The organism is Streptomyces sp. NPDC018833, assembly GCF_044390825.1.
Lineage (GTDB): Bacteria > Actinomycetota > Actinomycetes > Streptomycetales > Streptomycetaceae > Streptomyces.
Genome location: NZ_JBIRZM010000020.1, coordinates 81,917 through 96,449 on the forward strand (window position 1 = coordinate 81,917; position 14,533 = coordinate 96,449).

Annotated in this window: 13 protein-coding genes and 1 pseudogene; 8 read left to right on the forward strand and 6 right to left on the reverse strand. The window is 72.1% G+C overall.

Annotated features, from left to right (window positions below):
* Positions 1-3 precede the first annotated feature (3 nt).
* Together ACH5AF_RS30710 and ACH5AF_RS30715 are read right to left on the reverse strand one after the other, a co-directional pair.
* Positions 4-1,656: an AMP-binding protein gene (locus ACH5AF_RS30710; RefSeq protein WP_398906163.1), complete on the reverse strand. Its 1,653-nt coding sequence runs from the start codon at positions 1,654-1,656 to the stop codon at positions 4-6.
* Positions 1,653-2,417 carry an SDR family oxidoreductase gene (locus ACH5AF_RS30715; RefSeq protein WP_398906165.1) on the reverse strand — a complete coding sequence of 255 codons (765 nt, stop codon included), beginning with the start codon at positions 2,415-2,417 and terminating at the stop codon, positions 1,653-1,655. The genes ACH5AF_RS30710 and ACH5AF_RS30715 overlap by 4 nt, the downstream gene beginning before the upstream one ends.
* Positions 2,418-2,615: 198 nt before the next feature.
* Between ACH5AF_RS30715 and ACH5AF_RS30720 the strand changes: the two genes are divergently transcribed.
* The 5 genes and pseudogenes from ACH5AF_RS30720 (at position 2,616) to ACH5AF_RS30740 (ending at position 9,093) form a co-directional block, all read left to right on the forward strand.
* Positions 2,616-3,857: an exo-beta-N-acetylmuramidase NamZ domain-containing protein gene (locus ACH5AF_RS30720; RefSeq protein ID WP_398906167.1), complete on the forward strand. Its 1,242-nt coding sequence runs from the start codon at positions 2,616-2,618 to the stop codon at positions 3,855-3,857.
* 332 nt (positions 3,858-4,189) lie between these two features.
* Positions 4,190-5,259, forward strand: a pseudogene (locus tag ACH5AF_RS30725) (erythromycin esterase family protein).
* A gap of 74 nt (positions 5,260-5,333) precedes the next feature.
* Positions 5,334-6,626 carry a serine-threonine protein kinase gene (locus ACH5AF_RS30730; RefSeq protein WP_398906168.1) on the forward strand — a complete coding sequence of 431 codons (1,293 nt, stop codon included), beginning with the start codon at positions 5,334-5,336 and terminating at the stop codon, positions 6,624-6,626.
* A 114-nt stretch (positions 6,627-6,740) separates the two neighbouring features.
* Positions 6,741-7,352 (forward strand): hypothetical protein, encoded by a 612-nt coding sequence (locus ACH5AF_RS30735; protein ID WP_398906170.1) that lies wholly within the window; start codon positions 6,741-6,743, stop codon positions 7,350-7,352.
* A gap of 667 nt (positions 7,353-8,019) precedes the next feature.
* Positions 8,020-9,093, forward strand: coding sequence for an RNA ligase (ATP) (locus ACH5AF_RS30740; protein ID WP_398906171.1), 1,074 nt, complete (start codon positions 8,020-8,022; stop codon positions 9,091-9,093).
* Between the two features lie 741 nt (positions 9,094-9,834).
* On the opposite strand, the gene soxR is transcribed toward ACH5AF_RS30740, so the two are convergent.
* The gene (gene soxR, locus ACH5AF_RS30745) at positions 9,835-10,314 is read right to left on the reverse strand and encodes a redox-sensitive transcriptional activator SoxR (protein WP_398906172.1); all 480 of its coding nucleotides are present in this window, start codon (positions 10,312-10,314) and stop codon (positions 9,835-9,837) included.
* Between the two features lie 108 nt (positions 10,315-10,422).
* Here soxR and ACH5AF_RS30750 point away from each other — a divergent pair, with 108 nt between their 5' ends.
* Positions 10,423-10,884 carry a MaoC family dehydratase gene (locus ACH5AF_RS30750; protein WP_398906173.1) on the forward strand — a complete coding sequence of 154 codons (462 nt, stop codon included), beginning with the start codon at positions 10,423-10,425 and terminating at the stop codon, positions 10,882-10,884.
* Here the strand turns inward: ACH5AF_RS30750 and ACH5AF_RS30755 are convergent.
* The 3 genes from ACH5AF_RS30755 to ACH5AF_RS30765 all read right to left on the reverse strand — a co-directional run bounded on the left by ACH5AF_RS30755 (position 10,872) and on the right by ACH5AF_RS30765 (position 13,076).
* Positions 10,872-11,498 carry a TetR/AcrR family transcriptional regulator gene (locus ACH5AF_RS30755; RefSeq protein ID WP_398906175.1) on the reverse strand — a complete coding sequence of 209 codons (627 nt, stop codon included), beginning with the start codon at positions 11,496-11,498 and terminating at the stop codon, positions 10,872-10,874. The two genes, ACH5AF_RS30750 and ACH5AF_RS30755, sit on opposite strands and share 13 nt — an antisense overlap.
* A gap of 55 nt (positions 11,499-11,553) precedes the next feature.
* Positions 11,554-11,841 carry a YiaA/YiaB family inner membrane protein gene (locus ACH5AF_RS30760; RefSeq protein ID WP_398906176.1) on the reverse strand — a complete coding sequence of 96 codons (288 nt, stop codon included), beginning with the start codon at positions 11,839-11,841 and terminating at the stop codon, positions 11,554-11,556.
* An 83-nt stretch (positions 11,842-11,924) separates the two neighbouring features.
* On the reverse strand, positions 11,925-13,076 hold the full coding sequence (locus ACH5AF_RS30765; RefSeq protein WP_398906177.1) for an acyl-CoA dehydrogenase family protein: 1,152 nt from the start codon (positions 13,074-13,076) through the stop codon (positions 11,925-11,927).
* A 63-nt stretch (positions 13,077-13,139) separates the two neighbouring features.
* On the opposite strand from ACH5AF_RS30765, the gene ACH5AF_RS30770 reads away from it, so the two are divergent.
* Positions 13,140-13,796: a TetR/AcrR family transcriptional regulator gene (locus tag ACH5AF_RS30770; protein WP_398906178.1), complete on the forward strand. Its 657-nt coding sequence runs from the start codon at positions 13,140-13,142 to the stop codon at positions 13,794-13,796.
* 14 nt (positions 13,797-13,810) lie between these two features.
* Entirely contained in the window at positions 13,811-14,530 is a 720-nt protein-coding gene (locus ACH5AF_RS30775; RefSeq protein ID WP_398906180.1) for an ArsR/SmtB family transcription factor, read from the forward strand.
* Positions 14,531-14,533: the final 3 nt, after the last annotated feature.

The window sequence follows — 14,533 nt, forward strand, 5'->3', positions numbered from 1 at the left end:
GTCCTACACCTGGGAACGCAGTTCCCGTCTGAGGATCTTCCCACTTGTGGTCTTCGGGAGCTCCGGCAGGACCGTCACTTCCCGAGGGTATTTGTAGGCGGCGAGCCGCCGCTCACAGTAGGCGGAGAGCTCGTCTGGCCCGACGGACGCCTCCGGGCGGAGACTGACGTACGCCTTGACGGTCTCGCCGCGGTAGGAGTCGGGCACGCCGACGACGGCCGCCTCACGGACCGCCGGGTGCGTGTAGAGGACGTCCTCCACCTCACGGGGCCAGACCTTGAACCCGGAGGCGTTGATCATGTCCTTCTTGCGGTCGACGACGTAGAGCCAGCCGTCGGGATCCATGAAGCCGATGTCGCCGGTGCGCAGCTCGCCGTCGGGGAACGTCTGGGCCGTCGCCTCCGGCATGCGCCAGTAGCCGGGCACCACCTGGGGGCCGCGGACGGCGATCTCGCCCTGCTCGCCGAGGGGCACGTCGTCACCGTTCTCGTCGATGATCCGCACCATCGTGTCCGGTCCCGGCAGGCCCACGGAGAGGGTGCCGGAGGCCGGGTCGACCGGCGCCTCCTTCTCGGGGGGCACGGAGGCGCAGGGCGCGGTGCACTCGGTGAGCCCGTAGCCGTTGCGGATGTACGGGCCGAACCCGGCGCGGAACTTCTCCACCAGCGCGGGCGGCACCGGCGCTCCTCCCGAGGAGATCACGTCGAAGGAGGCGAAGTGCTCGCGGGTGGCGGCGGGATGGGCGGCCAGCGCCATGAAAGCGGTCGAGGGGCCGACCGTGTACGCCGGCCGGTGCTCGGCGAAGGCGTCGAGGACGACGCCCGCCTCGAAGCGGTAGGCGAGGGCGAGAGTGCCCGCGTTGGCGACGCAGACGGCGAGCTGGCAGACCATGCCGGTGATGTGGAACAGGGGCGCGAGTGCGAAGTAGCAGGCGCCCTCGGGTACGGGATGACCGGTTCGCTGGCGTTCGGCGTTGTAGGTGATGCCGCCGTGGAGGTTCATCGCCCCCTTGGGGGTGCCGCTGGTGCCCGAGGTGTAGCTGATCAACGCCACGTCGGCCGGGCCGAGTTCACGGTCGGCGGGCGCGGGGAGGCCCCGGCGGGCGACGGTGAGCAGGTCGTCGGCGTCGGCCGCCTGTGGCAGCCGCTCGAAGGCGAGGACCCGCTCGTCGTGACGGGTCTGGAGGTCGAGCTCACAGGCGGTGATCGCGATGCGCACGGACGAACCCGCGGCGCAGTCGCGCAGATACGCCTCCCACGCCCGGTCGGAGCAGATCAGCGCCGCGACCTCGGAGTCGGCGAGGACGTGGGCGACCTCGCCCGATTTGTACATCGGGTTGAGCGGGACGACGGTCGCGCCGGCCTTCCACGCGCCGAGCAGGGCGAGCACGAAGTGCGGGGTGTTCTGGAGCATGATCGCGACGCGGTCGCCGCGGGCGACACCGCGGTCCGCGAGGTGGGCGGCGACGGAGTCGGAGAGCGCGTCGGTCTCCCGGTAGCTGAGCCGGGCGTCGAAGTAGGCGAGCGCGGGGTGTTCCGGGGCACGGGCGACGGCGGCACGGAAGGAGTGCACGACGGTCGCGGCCGGGGTCACCGGGGCGCGCTGGGCCTCGGTCAGCTGTCCGAGCCAGGGCTGTGCGGCGTACACGGATCTCACCGGCGCGTCTCCTCCCACTTCCGCTGGAGGTGGTTCATGCCCTCGAGCCAGCGGTCGGGCTCGCCGGCCCGCGCCGTGTAGTAGCCGGCGACCTCGGGGTGGGGCAGTACGAGGAAGCGGTCCGCGTCCATCGCGTCGAAGAGGGCGTCGGCGACGTCCTCGGGCTCGATCGCGGTCGGGTGAAGGACGATGTCGCCGGCCGATCCGGTGGCGGCGAGCATGTCGGTCCGTACGCCCTGCGGGCAGATGGCGTGGACCTTGAGGCCGCGGTGGCGGTAGGTGAGGGAAAGCCACTCGGCATAGGCGAGCGCTCCGTGCTTGGTGACGCTGTAGGGGGCGGCGCCGATCATGGTGAGCAGTCCCGCGGCGGAGACGGTGGAGATGAAGCGGCCGCTGCCGCGCTCCAGCCAGTCCGGCAGCAGGGCGCGGCTCGCCCGGACGTGCGCCATGACGTTGACGTCCCAGGCCGAGGCCCAGATGTCCTCGTCCGCGAAGGCGTCGCCCGGCGAGGCGAGACCGGCGTTGGCGCAGTAGACGTCGATGACGCCGTCGAGCGCGTCACGGGCCTCGTCCACGACAACCGAGGCGTCGCCGGGCACGGCGGTGCCGCCGATCTCGTCGGCGACCGCCTTGGCCTTGCCCGCGTCGATGTCGTTGACCACCACCCGGGCGCCCCCGGCGGCGAACCGGCGGGCCAGCGCGGCGCCGATGCCGCCGCCCGCGCCCGTGACAACAACCCGCGCGCCCCGCACCGTACTCATCAAGCTCCGCCTTTCGCAGCGTCCCGGCCGTGCGGGCAGACTAACCGGTCGGTATGTGCCAGGGGAAGAGGGCGGCGCAACGGTCCTCTTCCCCTGCGGAAGAGGGCGGCGCAACGGTCGCGCCCGGGTCGTTCCCGGCGGGCGTCAGGAGCGCTAGCCTGCGTGGTCATGACAGACGGCGATCACGGAGGTAGCTCGATGAGCCTGTCCAGACGGGGTTTGCTGGCCGCCGGCGGCGCGGTGGGGGCACTGTCCGCGACATCCGCGGCACCCGCCGCCGCACACACGGCCCGCGGCCGGGTCCGCACCGGTTTCGAACGGCTGGCCGCCGACGGGTACGCCCTCCTCGCCGGCGAGCGGGTCGGCGTGGTCACCAACCCGACCGGCATCACGCGCGACGTACGGCACATCGTGGACGTCATGCACGCCGACGACCAGGTGAACCTGGTCGCGGTCTTCGGACCCGAGCACGGCTTCCGCGGCACGGCGCAGGCCGGAGGCTCCGAGGGCCGCTACGACGACCCGGCGACCGGTCTGCCGGTGTACGACACGTATCTCAAGAGCGGCCGGCCGCTCGCCGACATCTTCAGCGCCTCCGGCGTCGACACGATCGTCTTCGACATCCAGGACGCCGGAGCCCGCTTCTACACCTACATCTGGACCCTCTTCGACTGCATGCAGGCCGCCGAGCTGGCGGGCAAGCGGTTCGTGGTGCTCGACCGGCCGAATCCGGTGACGGGCCGCGCGGCTCTCGGGCCCGTGCTGGACAAGGCGTTCGCGACCTTCGTGGGCCGCGAGCCGATCTCTCAGGCGCACGGCATGACCGTCGCCGAGCTGGCCCTGCTCTTCAACGGGGAGTTCCTGGCGCGGCCGGTCGAGCTGACGACCGTGACCATGACGGGATGGCGCCGCTCCGACTTCTACGACGCGGCGGGGCTGCCCTGGGTCCCGCCGAGCCCCAACATGCCCACCCCCGACACCGCACTGGTCTACTCCGGCACCTGCCTGTTTGAGGGCACGAACCTGTCCGAGGGCCGGGGCACGACCCGCCCCTTCGAACTGCTGGGCGCCGAGGGCATCGACCGCCGCTGGGCCGAGGCCGCAGGCGAACTGCGCCTGCCGGGCGTCCGCTTCCGTGAGGCGTACTTCGCGCCGACGTTCTCCAAGTTCCAGGGAAAGACCGTCGGGGGGGTCCAACTCCACGTCCACGACCGGGAGTCATACGACCCCGTCCGCACGGGCATCGCCCTGCTGGTGACGGCGAAGCGCAGCTGGAGCGGCTTCGCCTGGCGCGCCGACAACTGGATCGACAAGCTGACCGGCTCCACCAAGGTGCGCACACTGATCGACGCGGGCGCGGACACCGACGAGGTGGTGGGTGCGTGGCGGGACGAACTCGCCGCGTTCTGCGCCGTACGGCGGCGGTACCTGCGGTATTGAGCACCGTCGTCGGTGGGGTTCGCCCCACCGGGAAGCGGGGGCCGGCAGGCTGGCCGCGCCCCCGGGTGCGCGGACAGGCTTGATCCATGACTCACCCCGAACGTCTTCCGTTACGGCATGTGCTGCTGCTCGTCATGGCCCTTGCCTCCATCACGGTCACCGCGCCCGCCCGGGCCCAGCAGCACACCGACGATCCGGTCCGCGCGCTCGCGCGAGGCGCCGAACCACTCTCGGACCTGCGGCCGCTGGAGCGCATGGTCGGCTCCGCGACCATCGTCGGCGCGGGCGAGGCCACTCACGGCTCCGCGGAGTTCTTCACCACCAAGCACCGGATGTTCCGCCACCTCGTCGAGCACAAGGGCTTCACCACGTACGCACTGGAGGCGAACTGGAGCACCGGCCTGCGGCTCAACGACTATGTGCTGCACGGCAAGGGCGACCCGCGCACGATCATGCGGGAGGAGTTCCAGGAGTCGTACCTGATCTGGCACACCCGCGAGTACCTGGATCTGATCCGCTGGATGCGTAGTACAACCTCCGTCATCCGCACCGCCCCGTCCAGTTCATGGGCAACGACCTCGCCTACGCGGGACCGCGCCTCTTCGACGAGGTGACCGGCTATGTGGGCGAGCACTACCCGGGACTGCTGCCCGAGTTCGAGCGGTTGTACCAGGCGTCCCGGCCCACCGGCAGTGTCCACGACACCATCAAGAGCTATCTGTTCCGGCCGCTGCCGGAGCGGAAGGCCATGGCCGAAGACGTACGGCGGGCGCTGGCGCTACTGGAGCGGCAGCGGCCCGGGCCGGACCGCGAGCGGCACGCCTGGGTGGTCCAGCATGCCCGGGCCATCGCCCAGACCGGCACGGAGTTCTCGTACGACCTGTTCGACCCGGCGCAGGTGGGTGCGGCCATGCGCTACCGCGACCAGGTGATGGCCGAGAACACCGTGTGGTGGCAGCGGCACACCGGGCACCGGATGCTGGTGTCCGCCCACAACGGGCACGTCCGGCTGGTGACGACCAACCCGCAGCAGTACCCGAAGGTCCAGGGCACGTTCCTGCGGGAGATGGTCGGCGACGCCTATGTCAGTGTCGGCTTCACCTTCGGCCGGGGATCGTTCAACGCGCTCGACACCACCGACCCCGCCGAACCGCTGCGCACCTTCTCGGTGGGCGCGCCCGAGCCCGGGAGCAACGAGGACACGCTGCGGCAGGTGGCGCGGAAGGACTACTACCTGGACATGCGCAGCGCGCCCCGGGCGGCCCGCGAGTGGCTGGGAGTGACCCGTCCGACGCGGGACATCGGCAACGCGTGGCCGGCCGAGCCCGAACCCGTACGCCTGGTCACGTCCTATGACCTCCTGGTCCATCTGCATCGGGTCACGGCGGCCGACAGGCTCTGACCGCTTCCGGGGTATGGCCGTTTCTGCCCTTGCGCAGGATCCTGGGTGGTCAGGGGCCACGGGGAGGGGCAGGCATGTCGGGGACGGGTGTGCGGCCGTACCGGGAGATCACTTTCGACGCGGACGGCGATGTACTGGGGCCGTACGGCGGGCTCGTGGACCAGAACGTCACGGACCTGGTGATGTTCGCCCACGGATGGAACAACTCTCCGGGCACGGCCCGGCGGCTCTACGCGTCGTTCTTCGCGCCCTTCCCCAAGCTGGTGGCCCAGACCCCGCAGGCGCGGCTGGGGTACGCCGGTGTCGTCTGGCCCTCCATGCGGTTCTCGGACGAGCCGATCCCCGACGTCGAGCCACCGGCCGCGGGCGCCCAGCCGTCGGGGCCCGGCCTGGACGGGGCGACGCGTGCGGTGCTCGCGGAGCTGTTCCCCGGGCATCGCGACGCCGTGGACAGACTGGCGCTGCTGCTGGACGAACAGCCGGAGTCGCGTGCGGCGTTCGCCGAGTTCGGCACGCTGGCACGGCAGTTGGCGGCCGCTCCCCCGGGCGGTCTGGAGGCGGGCTTCGCCGAGGACCTGCCCCATGACGAGCAGAGCCCGCCCGCGGTGCTGTACGAGGACACGCTCACCCTGTGCCGCAGGCTGGCCGCCGCGCTGGACGCGGAGTCCGGCTCGCTGTACGGCGCGATCCCGTTCGGCGGCGGACTGCGCTCCGCGTGGCGGGGCGCCAAGGAGTTGCTGCGGCAGACGACCTACTACGCGATGAAGCGCCGCGCGGGGACGGTCGGCGAGCTGGGGCTCGGCCCGCTGCTCGGCCGGCTGGCCCGCTCGGCGCCGCGGCTGCGGGTGCACCTCGTCGGACACAGCCAGGGCGCGCGGCTGGTGGCGTTCGCGCTGCGCGGTCTGCCGGAGGGCGCGGACAACGTGAAGTCGGTGACGCTGCTGCAAGGGGCCCTGTCCCACTACGCGTTCGCGTGCGGGCTGCCGCACGCCCCGCACAGTGCGGGCGCGCTCGCCGCCGTGCAGGAGCGGGTCGACGGGCCGGTCGTCGCCTGCTACTCACGCCACGACAGCGCGCTCGGCGTGTTCTACCCGCTGGCGTCCGCCCTGGCCGGGGACTCCGCATCGGCGGTGGGCAGCGACCGGCGGTGGTGGGCGATGGGCCACGACGGCATACAGGCCGTCGGCGGCTCGCCGCGGCTGACCCTGGAGGAGGCGCTGCGCGACGGCCTGCCGGACTCGGGATGCGTCAGCGTCGACGCGGCGCAGGTGGTGCGCCGCGGTGGCCCGCCTGCGGGTGCGCACAGCGACATCTGCCACGAGGAACTGGCCCGGGTGGTGCTGGCGGCGGGCCGCGTCGGCCGCTGAGACGGGGGCGTGTTCCGGCCGACCTCACGGGTCGCGATTTTGGATGGAGCCGAAACGGGCACTCCTACGTCCATTCTTCAACGCCGATGTACCAGCGACGGAGGTGTCGACGCGATGGCCGGTTTCCGAAGTCTTGCGAGACAGGTGCGTGACGCGCGCTGTGACCTGGCGCTGCGGCGCTACTCACTGCGCAAGTGCCTGGAGAGGTTCGCCCCTTATGGGCACAGGGCCACTTGGGATCATCTGTGCGCCAGGCACAGCATCGAGCCCGAGGACAGGGCCCCCGATCCGGCGCGGCTGGTGGCCGCGCTGGAGGAGTTGGAACAGGCGCGCGCCGTGTGGCTCGCATACGAGGAGAACTTCGCGGACCGCCGCAAACGGGAGAAGCACGAGGGGCTGCGGCGACCCGGACACATCGACGACTGGCATCGCCGGACCTGGGGCGGGAACGGGGTCGCCCGCTGCGACAGCCCCGCCACGCATCCCTCGGAGCCGCTGGACGAGGTGCTGCGCCGCCTGATCGGCGCGCTGAAGACGGAACCCGGGGATGCCTGCCCGGTGTGCAGGGGAACGCACATCGTGTGGCGCCAGGACCTGGAGCACGAGCCGTGGTTCGGCCCGGTCTGCACCGACTGCGGCATCGTGGTGCCGCAGCCCGTCCTGACACCGGAGGCGGTGGCCGCGGCGAAGCGCGCGGGGTCCCGGGAGCTCGCGTCGGTCGCTTGAGGGACACGGGGTTCCGGGTCGGGGGCCCGGACCTTCCGTCAGCGCGCGGCCGTGCGGCGTCGCACCGGCGTCGGTTCACCGCTGCTCGTACGGCACGGCCGGCGGGCCGGTCCTGAACAGGAGCGGCGGGTCGGCGCCTTGGGCGCGCAGCCGGTCCGGGGTGTGCTGAAGGATCCACGCGGCCCGAGGATCGCGTCGGCCGGTTCCGCCGACCGGTTCCGCCGGCCGGCCCGTCCGAGGCCGGTCAGGCAGGAGGCGCGCATGCGGCTCACCGGCGCACGGCCAACTGCGCCGCGAGCTGCGGAGGATACGGCGCATCGCGGTGGCTGGTCGTCGAAGTGGTCCGGCCACTCGTGTGTGCATCCGCGCGGGACTTCGTCGGGCAGTTCCGCGCCCCCCACGTGCAACATCGCCGTCTCATCAGGGAGATGACAGCGGCCGCGGCCCGTCTCGTGAGGGCTGGTCATGCCGGCGAGGGCCGTGCGGATGCGGTCCACCGCCGCGGTGAGTGCTGGGGAGGCCATGTGCCGCCATGTCCCGGCCGAGGGCTGCGGCTCGCGGCCCGGGCGGCCGAAGATCCCGACGCTACCAGAGGTCAAATCCGTGGCCCAGCGGGATTACGGGGCCGACAGTAGGGGGCGAACAGGAACACGACCGAGGAGCCCTGATGTCGACGCTGCGCGTCACCGCCGAAGTCCTGACCGTGCACGAGCACCCGAACGCCGACGCCCTGGAGCTGGCCCAGGTGGGCCTGTACCGCGCCGTCGTCGCCAAGGGCGTCTATCGCACCGGTGACACCGCCCTGTACATCCCCGAGCAGGCCGTGCTCCCGACCGGGCTGATCGAAGAGCTCGGCCTGACCGGCCGGCTCGCGGGCGGCGAGGCCAACCGGGTCAAGGCGGTCCGGCTGCGCGGCGAACTGTCGCAGGGCATCGTCTGCCGGCCGCGTGCGCTCGCGGACGTCGACCTGGCGCAGGCGGCCGCGGACGGCACGGACTTCGCCGAGCGGCTCGCGATCACCAAGTGGGCGCCGCCGATCCCGCCCCGGATGGGCGGCGACGTGGAGGCGGCACCGGACCTGCTGCCGTGGGTGGACATCGAGAACCTGCAGCGCTACCCGGGCATCTTCGAGCCCGGTGAGCCGGTCGTGCTGACGGAGAAACTGCACGGCTCGGCCTGCCTGTTGACGTACTCAGCGGCCGAGGGCGGAAGAGTGCAGGTCTCGTCCAAGGGCTTCGGCGCCAAGGGCCTCGCCATCACGCAGAACCCGAGCAACCTGTACTGGCGGGCCGTTCTGACGCACGACGTCCCGTCGGCCGCCGCGCGCCTGGCCGAGAAGCTGGGTGCGAGCCGGGTCGGCGTCTTCGGCGAGGTGTACGGGGCGGGGGTCCAGGATCTCTCCTATGGGGCGAACGCCCGCGCCGAAGACGGCCTCGGCTACGCCGTGTTCGACGTGTCGGCGGAGATCGACGGGCGGCTCCACTGGCTGGACGCGACCGCGCTGCTGGCAGGCGAACTGCCCCTGGTACCAAGGTTGTACGAGGGCCCGTACGACACCGACGAGGTGCTGCGCCTGGCGACGGGCCGGGAGACGGTCTCGGGGCGCGAGCTGCACCTGCGCGAGGGCGTGGTGATCCGCCCGGCGGTGGAGCGCTACAGCCCGGTGGTCGGCGGCCGGGCGATCGCCAAGGCGGTGAGCGCGGCGTACCTGACCCGCAAGGGCGGCACGGAGTTCGAGTAGCCGGCGGGGGCGGGCCCTGAGAGGAGCGGGCGGGGCCGGGGGCCGGGCCCGCCCGGCGGACGCCCTGCGGTGAGACCCTGTGGCCAGGGCCCGGCCGACACCCGGCGCTCGGTCGTGCGCAGGCACCGCCCGGAATGGGCGCGGCGGCCACGCCCGTCGAAGGCACCGCCGACGCGCGGCCACGGTCCGCGGAGGCACCATCCCGCCGACACGGATGTGGCCGCCCGCATCACGCACCCGACCTGCGGACGCGGCACCGAACGACACGGTTCGCGGTCGCCGTCCGCGCCATCCCGCCGGCCCCCGGCACGGGCACCGTCCGCACGTCCCACCGAACCCGCGGACGCAGCACGGCACGCAGACGCGGACGCGGCACGCGGACGCACCATCCCGCTGACGCCGCCGATACGGATGCGGCCCGCGCCTCGTCCCCAACCCGCGGACGCAGCCCGGCACGCGGACGCAGACGCGGTCGCGGCTGCGGACGCACCATCCCGCTGACGCCGCCGACACGGATGCGGCCCGCACCTCGTCCCCAACCCGCGGACGCACCATCCCGCTGACGCCGCCGATACGGACGCGACCCGCAGGGGCACCGAACGGTCCGCGAGTCGCATCACCCCGACGGGCGGCAGGCGACGTGGTCCGCCGCGCCCGGTGCGGTCCGTGCCTCGCACGGACCGTGGAGCACACCGCCCCGCCCGGACGTGGCGCACCCGATTCCGCCGGGCGTCGTCCGGCTCAGGGACCGGTCCGCCGCGCGCGGCGTCGTTCCGGTAGCAGGCGGGAGCCGGTCAGTTGGTCGCCGAAGACATCGTCCGGGTTGGAGAGCACACACGTCTCCAGGGACAGACAGCCGCAGCCGATGCAGTCGGTCAGGTGGTCGCGGAGCCGGCCGAGCTGTTTGATCCGCTCGTCGAGTTCGCCGCGCCAGGCCGCCGACAGGCGGGCCCAGTCCTCGCGATCAGGGGTGCGCTCCTCCGGCAGCTCGGCGAGCGCCTCCCGGATGGTGGCGAGCGGGATGCCCACGCGCTGTGCGGCCCGTACGAAGGCGACGCGCCGCAGCGCGTCCCTGCTGTAACGGCGCTGGTTCCCGGCGGTGCGGCGACTGCTGATGAGGCCCTTGGACTCGTAGAAGTGCAAGGCGGACACGGCCGCGCCGCTGCGCGCGGAGAGCTGGCCGACCGTGAGCTCGTGGATCTTCTCAGGAATCTGTGGCACTCCTCGAACCCTAGCGGCCGTCCGTTGACAGGAGCGCCCCCGCCCACCATTCTGAGCAAGCGCTTAGACATGGGCGTACGACAAATGCGAGAGGCAGGGACCAGGGACATGGCAGAGCCGAGGATCTTCACCTCCCCCGAGGAGCTGCGCGCCGGGGTCGGCGAGCAGCTCGGGCACAGCGACTGGCTGGAGGTCGACCAGAAGCGGATCGACCTCTTCGCCGACGCCACCGGCGACCACCAGTGGATTCACGTCGATCCGGAGCGCGCGGCGAGCGGCCCCTTCGGCACGACGATCGCCCACGGCTATCTGACGCTGTCACTGCTGCCGGCCCTGGTGCCGCAGGTGCTGCGGGTCGAGGGCATGAAGATGGGCATCAACTACGGCAGCAACAAGGTGCGCTTCCCCGCCCCCGTCCCGGTCGGCTCGCGGCTGCGCGCCACGGCCGTGGTGCAGAGCGTCGAGGAGGCGGGCGGCGGCGTGCAGGTGACCGCCCTCGTCACGATCGAGCGCGAGGGCGGCGACAAGCCGGTGTGCGTGGCGGAGTCCGTGTCCCGCTACTTCTTCTGAGCGTCCACCATCCGCAGGACGAGGTCGGCGTAGAACACACCGACCTCGTCCGGCGTCCGCCGCCCCTGGGTGTTGAACCAGCGGGCCACGTCGATGCAGAGCGACAGCACGGCGACGGCGGTACCGGGCACGTCCGGCACATCGAACTCGCCCGCAGCCACGCCCTCTTCGAGGAGGCGGCGCACCACGGCGTCCGTCTCGCGGCGCAGCTCGATGATCTCGGCACGGTGGGCTTCGCCGAGCGCGTCCAGTTCGTACTGCACCACCCGCGCCGTGGTGTACCGGCCTGCGTGCCAGCGGACGAAGGACCGTACGGCGCCGGCGAGCCGCTCGGTGGGCGTGCCGTCGGCCTCGTAGGCGGCGGAGAGGATCTCCAGCGCCTTGTCGTGGCCGATCCTGCTGATCCGGTGGAGCAGCTCTTCCTTGGTCTTGTAGTGGATGTAGAGCGCGGCCGGGCTCATACCGGCCCTGCCCGCGATGTCACGTGTGGTGGTCGCGTGGTAGCCGCGCTCGGCGAACGCCTCGACCGCGGCGACCAGCAACTTCCGGGCTGCCTCCGGGGTGACCTCGTCCCACGGCCTGTCCTCGTCGGCCGTCTGGTCCGCCGCACTCATCGCTCGCCCCTTCCCTGGTCAGGACGAACACCATACCGTGACGGTGAGCGATCGCTTAGATCTTGTGGAAGGGGTCATGCTCGGCGAGCAGCTTCTCCAGCCGGGCCTGGTCGACGCGGCTGACGATCTGCCCGGCCTCCTGCCGGTCCCTGACCACCTTGGCGAGCGTGAAGGCGGACGTGGTCAGGTACAGGACGGCTATGCCGAGGAAGGCGCGCACCCAGGCGTCGGCCTCCATGTTGAAGATCCCCACGGCGACCGCCCCGATCGCGATGGCGAAGGAAGCGACGGCCTGACCGTAGTACGCCGCGGTGTTCTGCTGCTTGACCGGTGTCTCACTCATGCGCACAGCGTCGCGCCCGCGCCGGCCCTCGGCATGGGCGCTCGTACTCACCTTGTGTACTCACCCACCGTCCGCGGCCCAGGTCAGAAGGCGGAGACGCCGGTCAGCGCGCGGCCGATGATCAGTTTCTGGATCTGGCTGGTGCCCTCGTACAGCGTCATCACCCGGGCATCACGCAGCAGTTTGCCGACCGGGTACTCGTCGATGTAGCCGTAGCCGCCGAAGACCTGGAGGGCATTGTTGGCGGCACGGACGGCGGCCTCGGAGGCGAAGAGCTTCGCCTTGGAGGCGGCGGTGGCGAAGTCCTCGCCGCGGTCGATGAGGTCGGCGACCCGCCAGGTCAGGAGCCGGGCGGCGTCCACGTCGACGGCGATGTCGCTGATCAGCTCCTGGACCAGCTGGTAGTGGGCGATGGGCTTTCCGAACTGCTCGCGCTCGCCCGCGTACCCGACCGCGGCGTCCAGCGCGGCCTGCGCGATGCCGACGCAGCCCGCGGCCACCGACATCCGGCCCTTGGCGAGCGCGGACATGGCGACGGAGAAGCCCTTGCCCTCGGGCCCGAGCAGGGCGCCGGCAGGCACCCGGACGTCGTCGAGGGCCAGCTCGGCGGTGGCCTGGCCGCGCAGTCCGAGCTTTCCGTGGATCGTGCGACGGGTCAGTCCGGGCGTGTCGGCGGGAACCAGGAAGGCGGACACGCCCCGGTGGCCGGGAGCGTCGCCGGTGCGGGCGAAGAGCAGCACCACATCGGCCCAGGTGCCGTTGGTGATGAACATCTTGGCGCCGTTGATCACATAGTCGCCGCCGTCGCGTACGGCCCGGGTGCTCAGGTTCCCGGCGTCCGAGCCGGTCCCGGGCTCGGTGAGGCCGAAGCAGCCGACGGCCTCGCCCGCGGTCAGGCGGGGCAACCAGTGCCGTTTCTGCTCCTCGGTGCCGTGTGCGGCGACGGTCTTGGCGACCAGGCCGAGCGAGACGGAGACGATGCCGCGCACCGAGGAGTCACCACGGCCCAGCTCCTCGGTGACCAGGCAGTACGTGAGGTGGTCGCCGCCGGAGCCGCCGTACTCCTCGTCGACGGTGAGCCCGAGGAAGCCGAGCGCGCCGAGCTTTTTCACGATGCCCCGGTCGACGCTCTCGGCGCGGTCCCACGCGACGACGTGCGGGGTGATCTCGCGGGCGACGAAGTCCCTGGCGAGCTGCCGTACGGCCGTCCGCTCCTCGCCGAGTTCCAGGTTCATCTGCGACCACCCCACTTTAACTATCACTGCTAGTTTCTCTTCCGCAGCCCTACTATGTGCCGCATGGCCCGACCGCGCAAGCCCCTCCTCAGCAGAGAACTCATCGTCGAGACGGCGAGCGCACTCGTGGACGCCGAGGGGCTCGACGCGGTCTCCACCCGGCGCCTCGCGGCCGAACTCGGCGTCAGCGGCCCATCGCTGTACAACCATTTCCGCAACAAGGACGAGATCCTCGACGCCGTCGCCGACGCGGTCAGCGCCCAGGTCGATCTGTCGATGTTCGTGGAGGACGACGCCCGCGACTGGCGCACCGCACTGCACGACTACGCGGTCTCCTACCGTGCCGCGCTGACCGCCCACCCCCACACCGTTCCCCTGCTCGCGCACGGCCCCCGCCGCCGTCCGGCGGGGCTCAGGGTCGCCGACGCCGTCTTCGGCGCCATGGTCCGCGCGGGCTGGCCCCCGGCCCAGGCCACGCACATCGGCGCGCTGATGCGGTACTTCATCACCGGCTCGGCGCTCGGGTCCTTCGCCCGCGGCTTCGTCGACGACGCGGCGGCGTACGACCCGGCCGACTACCCGCACCTTGGCCAGGCCCACCTGCTGGCCGACCGCCAGGAGAAGGTCGACGAGGGAGCGTTCGAGACCGGGCTGCGCGCCCTGCTCGACGGTCTCGCGCTCCAGTACGAGACACTTCGACCGCCGCCGAACCGTCGCTGACGCATCCTGGGGTGATGACCCCCGTGACCCCCATGACCACCTCCCGCGACCTCGCCGCGTTCGCCGCGCTGCTCGCCGACCAGACCCGCGCCGGGATCTGCCTCGCGCTGCTCGACGGGCGGGCCTGGACCGCCGGAGAGCTGGCCCGGCATGCCGGGGTCGCCCCCTCGACAGCCAGCGAGCATCTCGGCAGGCTGGTCGCCGGCGGGGTGCTGACCGAGGAACGCCAGGGTCGGCACCGCTATGTGCGGCTCGCCGGGCACCGCGTGGCGCACCTCGTCGAGGAGCTGGCCGCGTACGCCGCCCCCGAGGGGACCGCACGGCCGCCGCGCGGTCTGCGCGAGGCGGGCGCCGCCGCCGCCATGTCACGCGGCCGCACCTGCTACGACCATCTCGCGGGGAGGCTCGGCATCACGATCACCCGGGCGATGACCGTGCGGGGCCTGCTCAGCCAGGAGGCCGGATTCGCCCTCACCGAGCGGGGCGCACGGTGGTTCCATGATCTCGGGGTGTCACTGGAGCACACCGGGCGGCGCCCACTGGTCCGGGGCTGTCTGGACTGGACGGAGCGCAAGCCGCACCTCGCGGGACTCGCGGGTGCGCGGCTGTGCCGCCACGCACTGGACGCGGGATGGTGCGTACGGATCGGCTCGGAGCGGGCGGTGAAGGTGACCGAGGAGGGAGAGCGGGCCCTCGACCGTCTGCTCGGCATCGAGCCGGGGCTGCTGCGGTGAGAT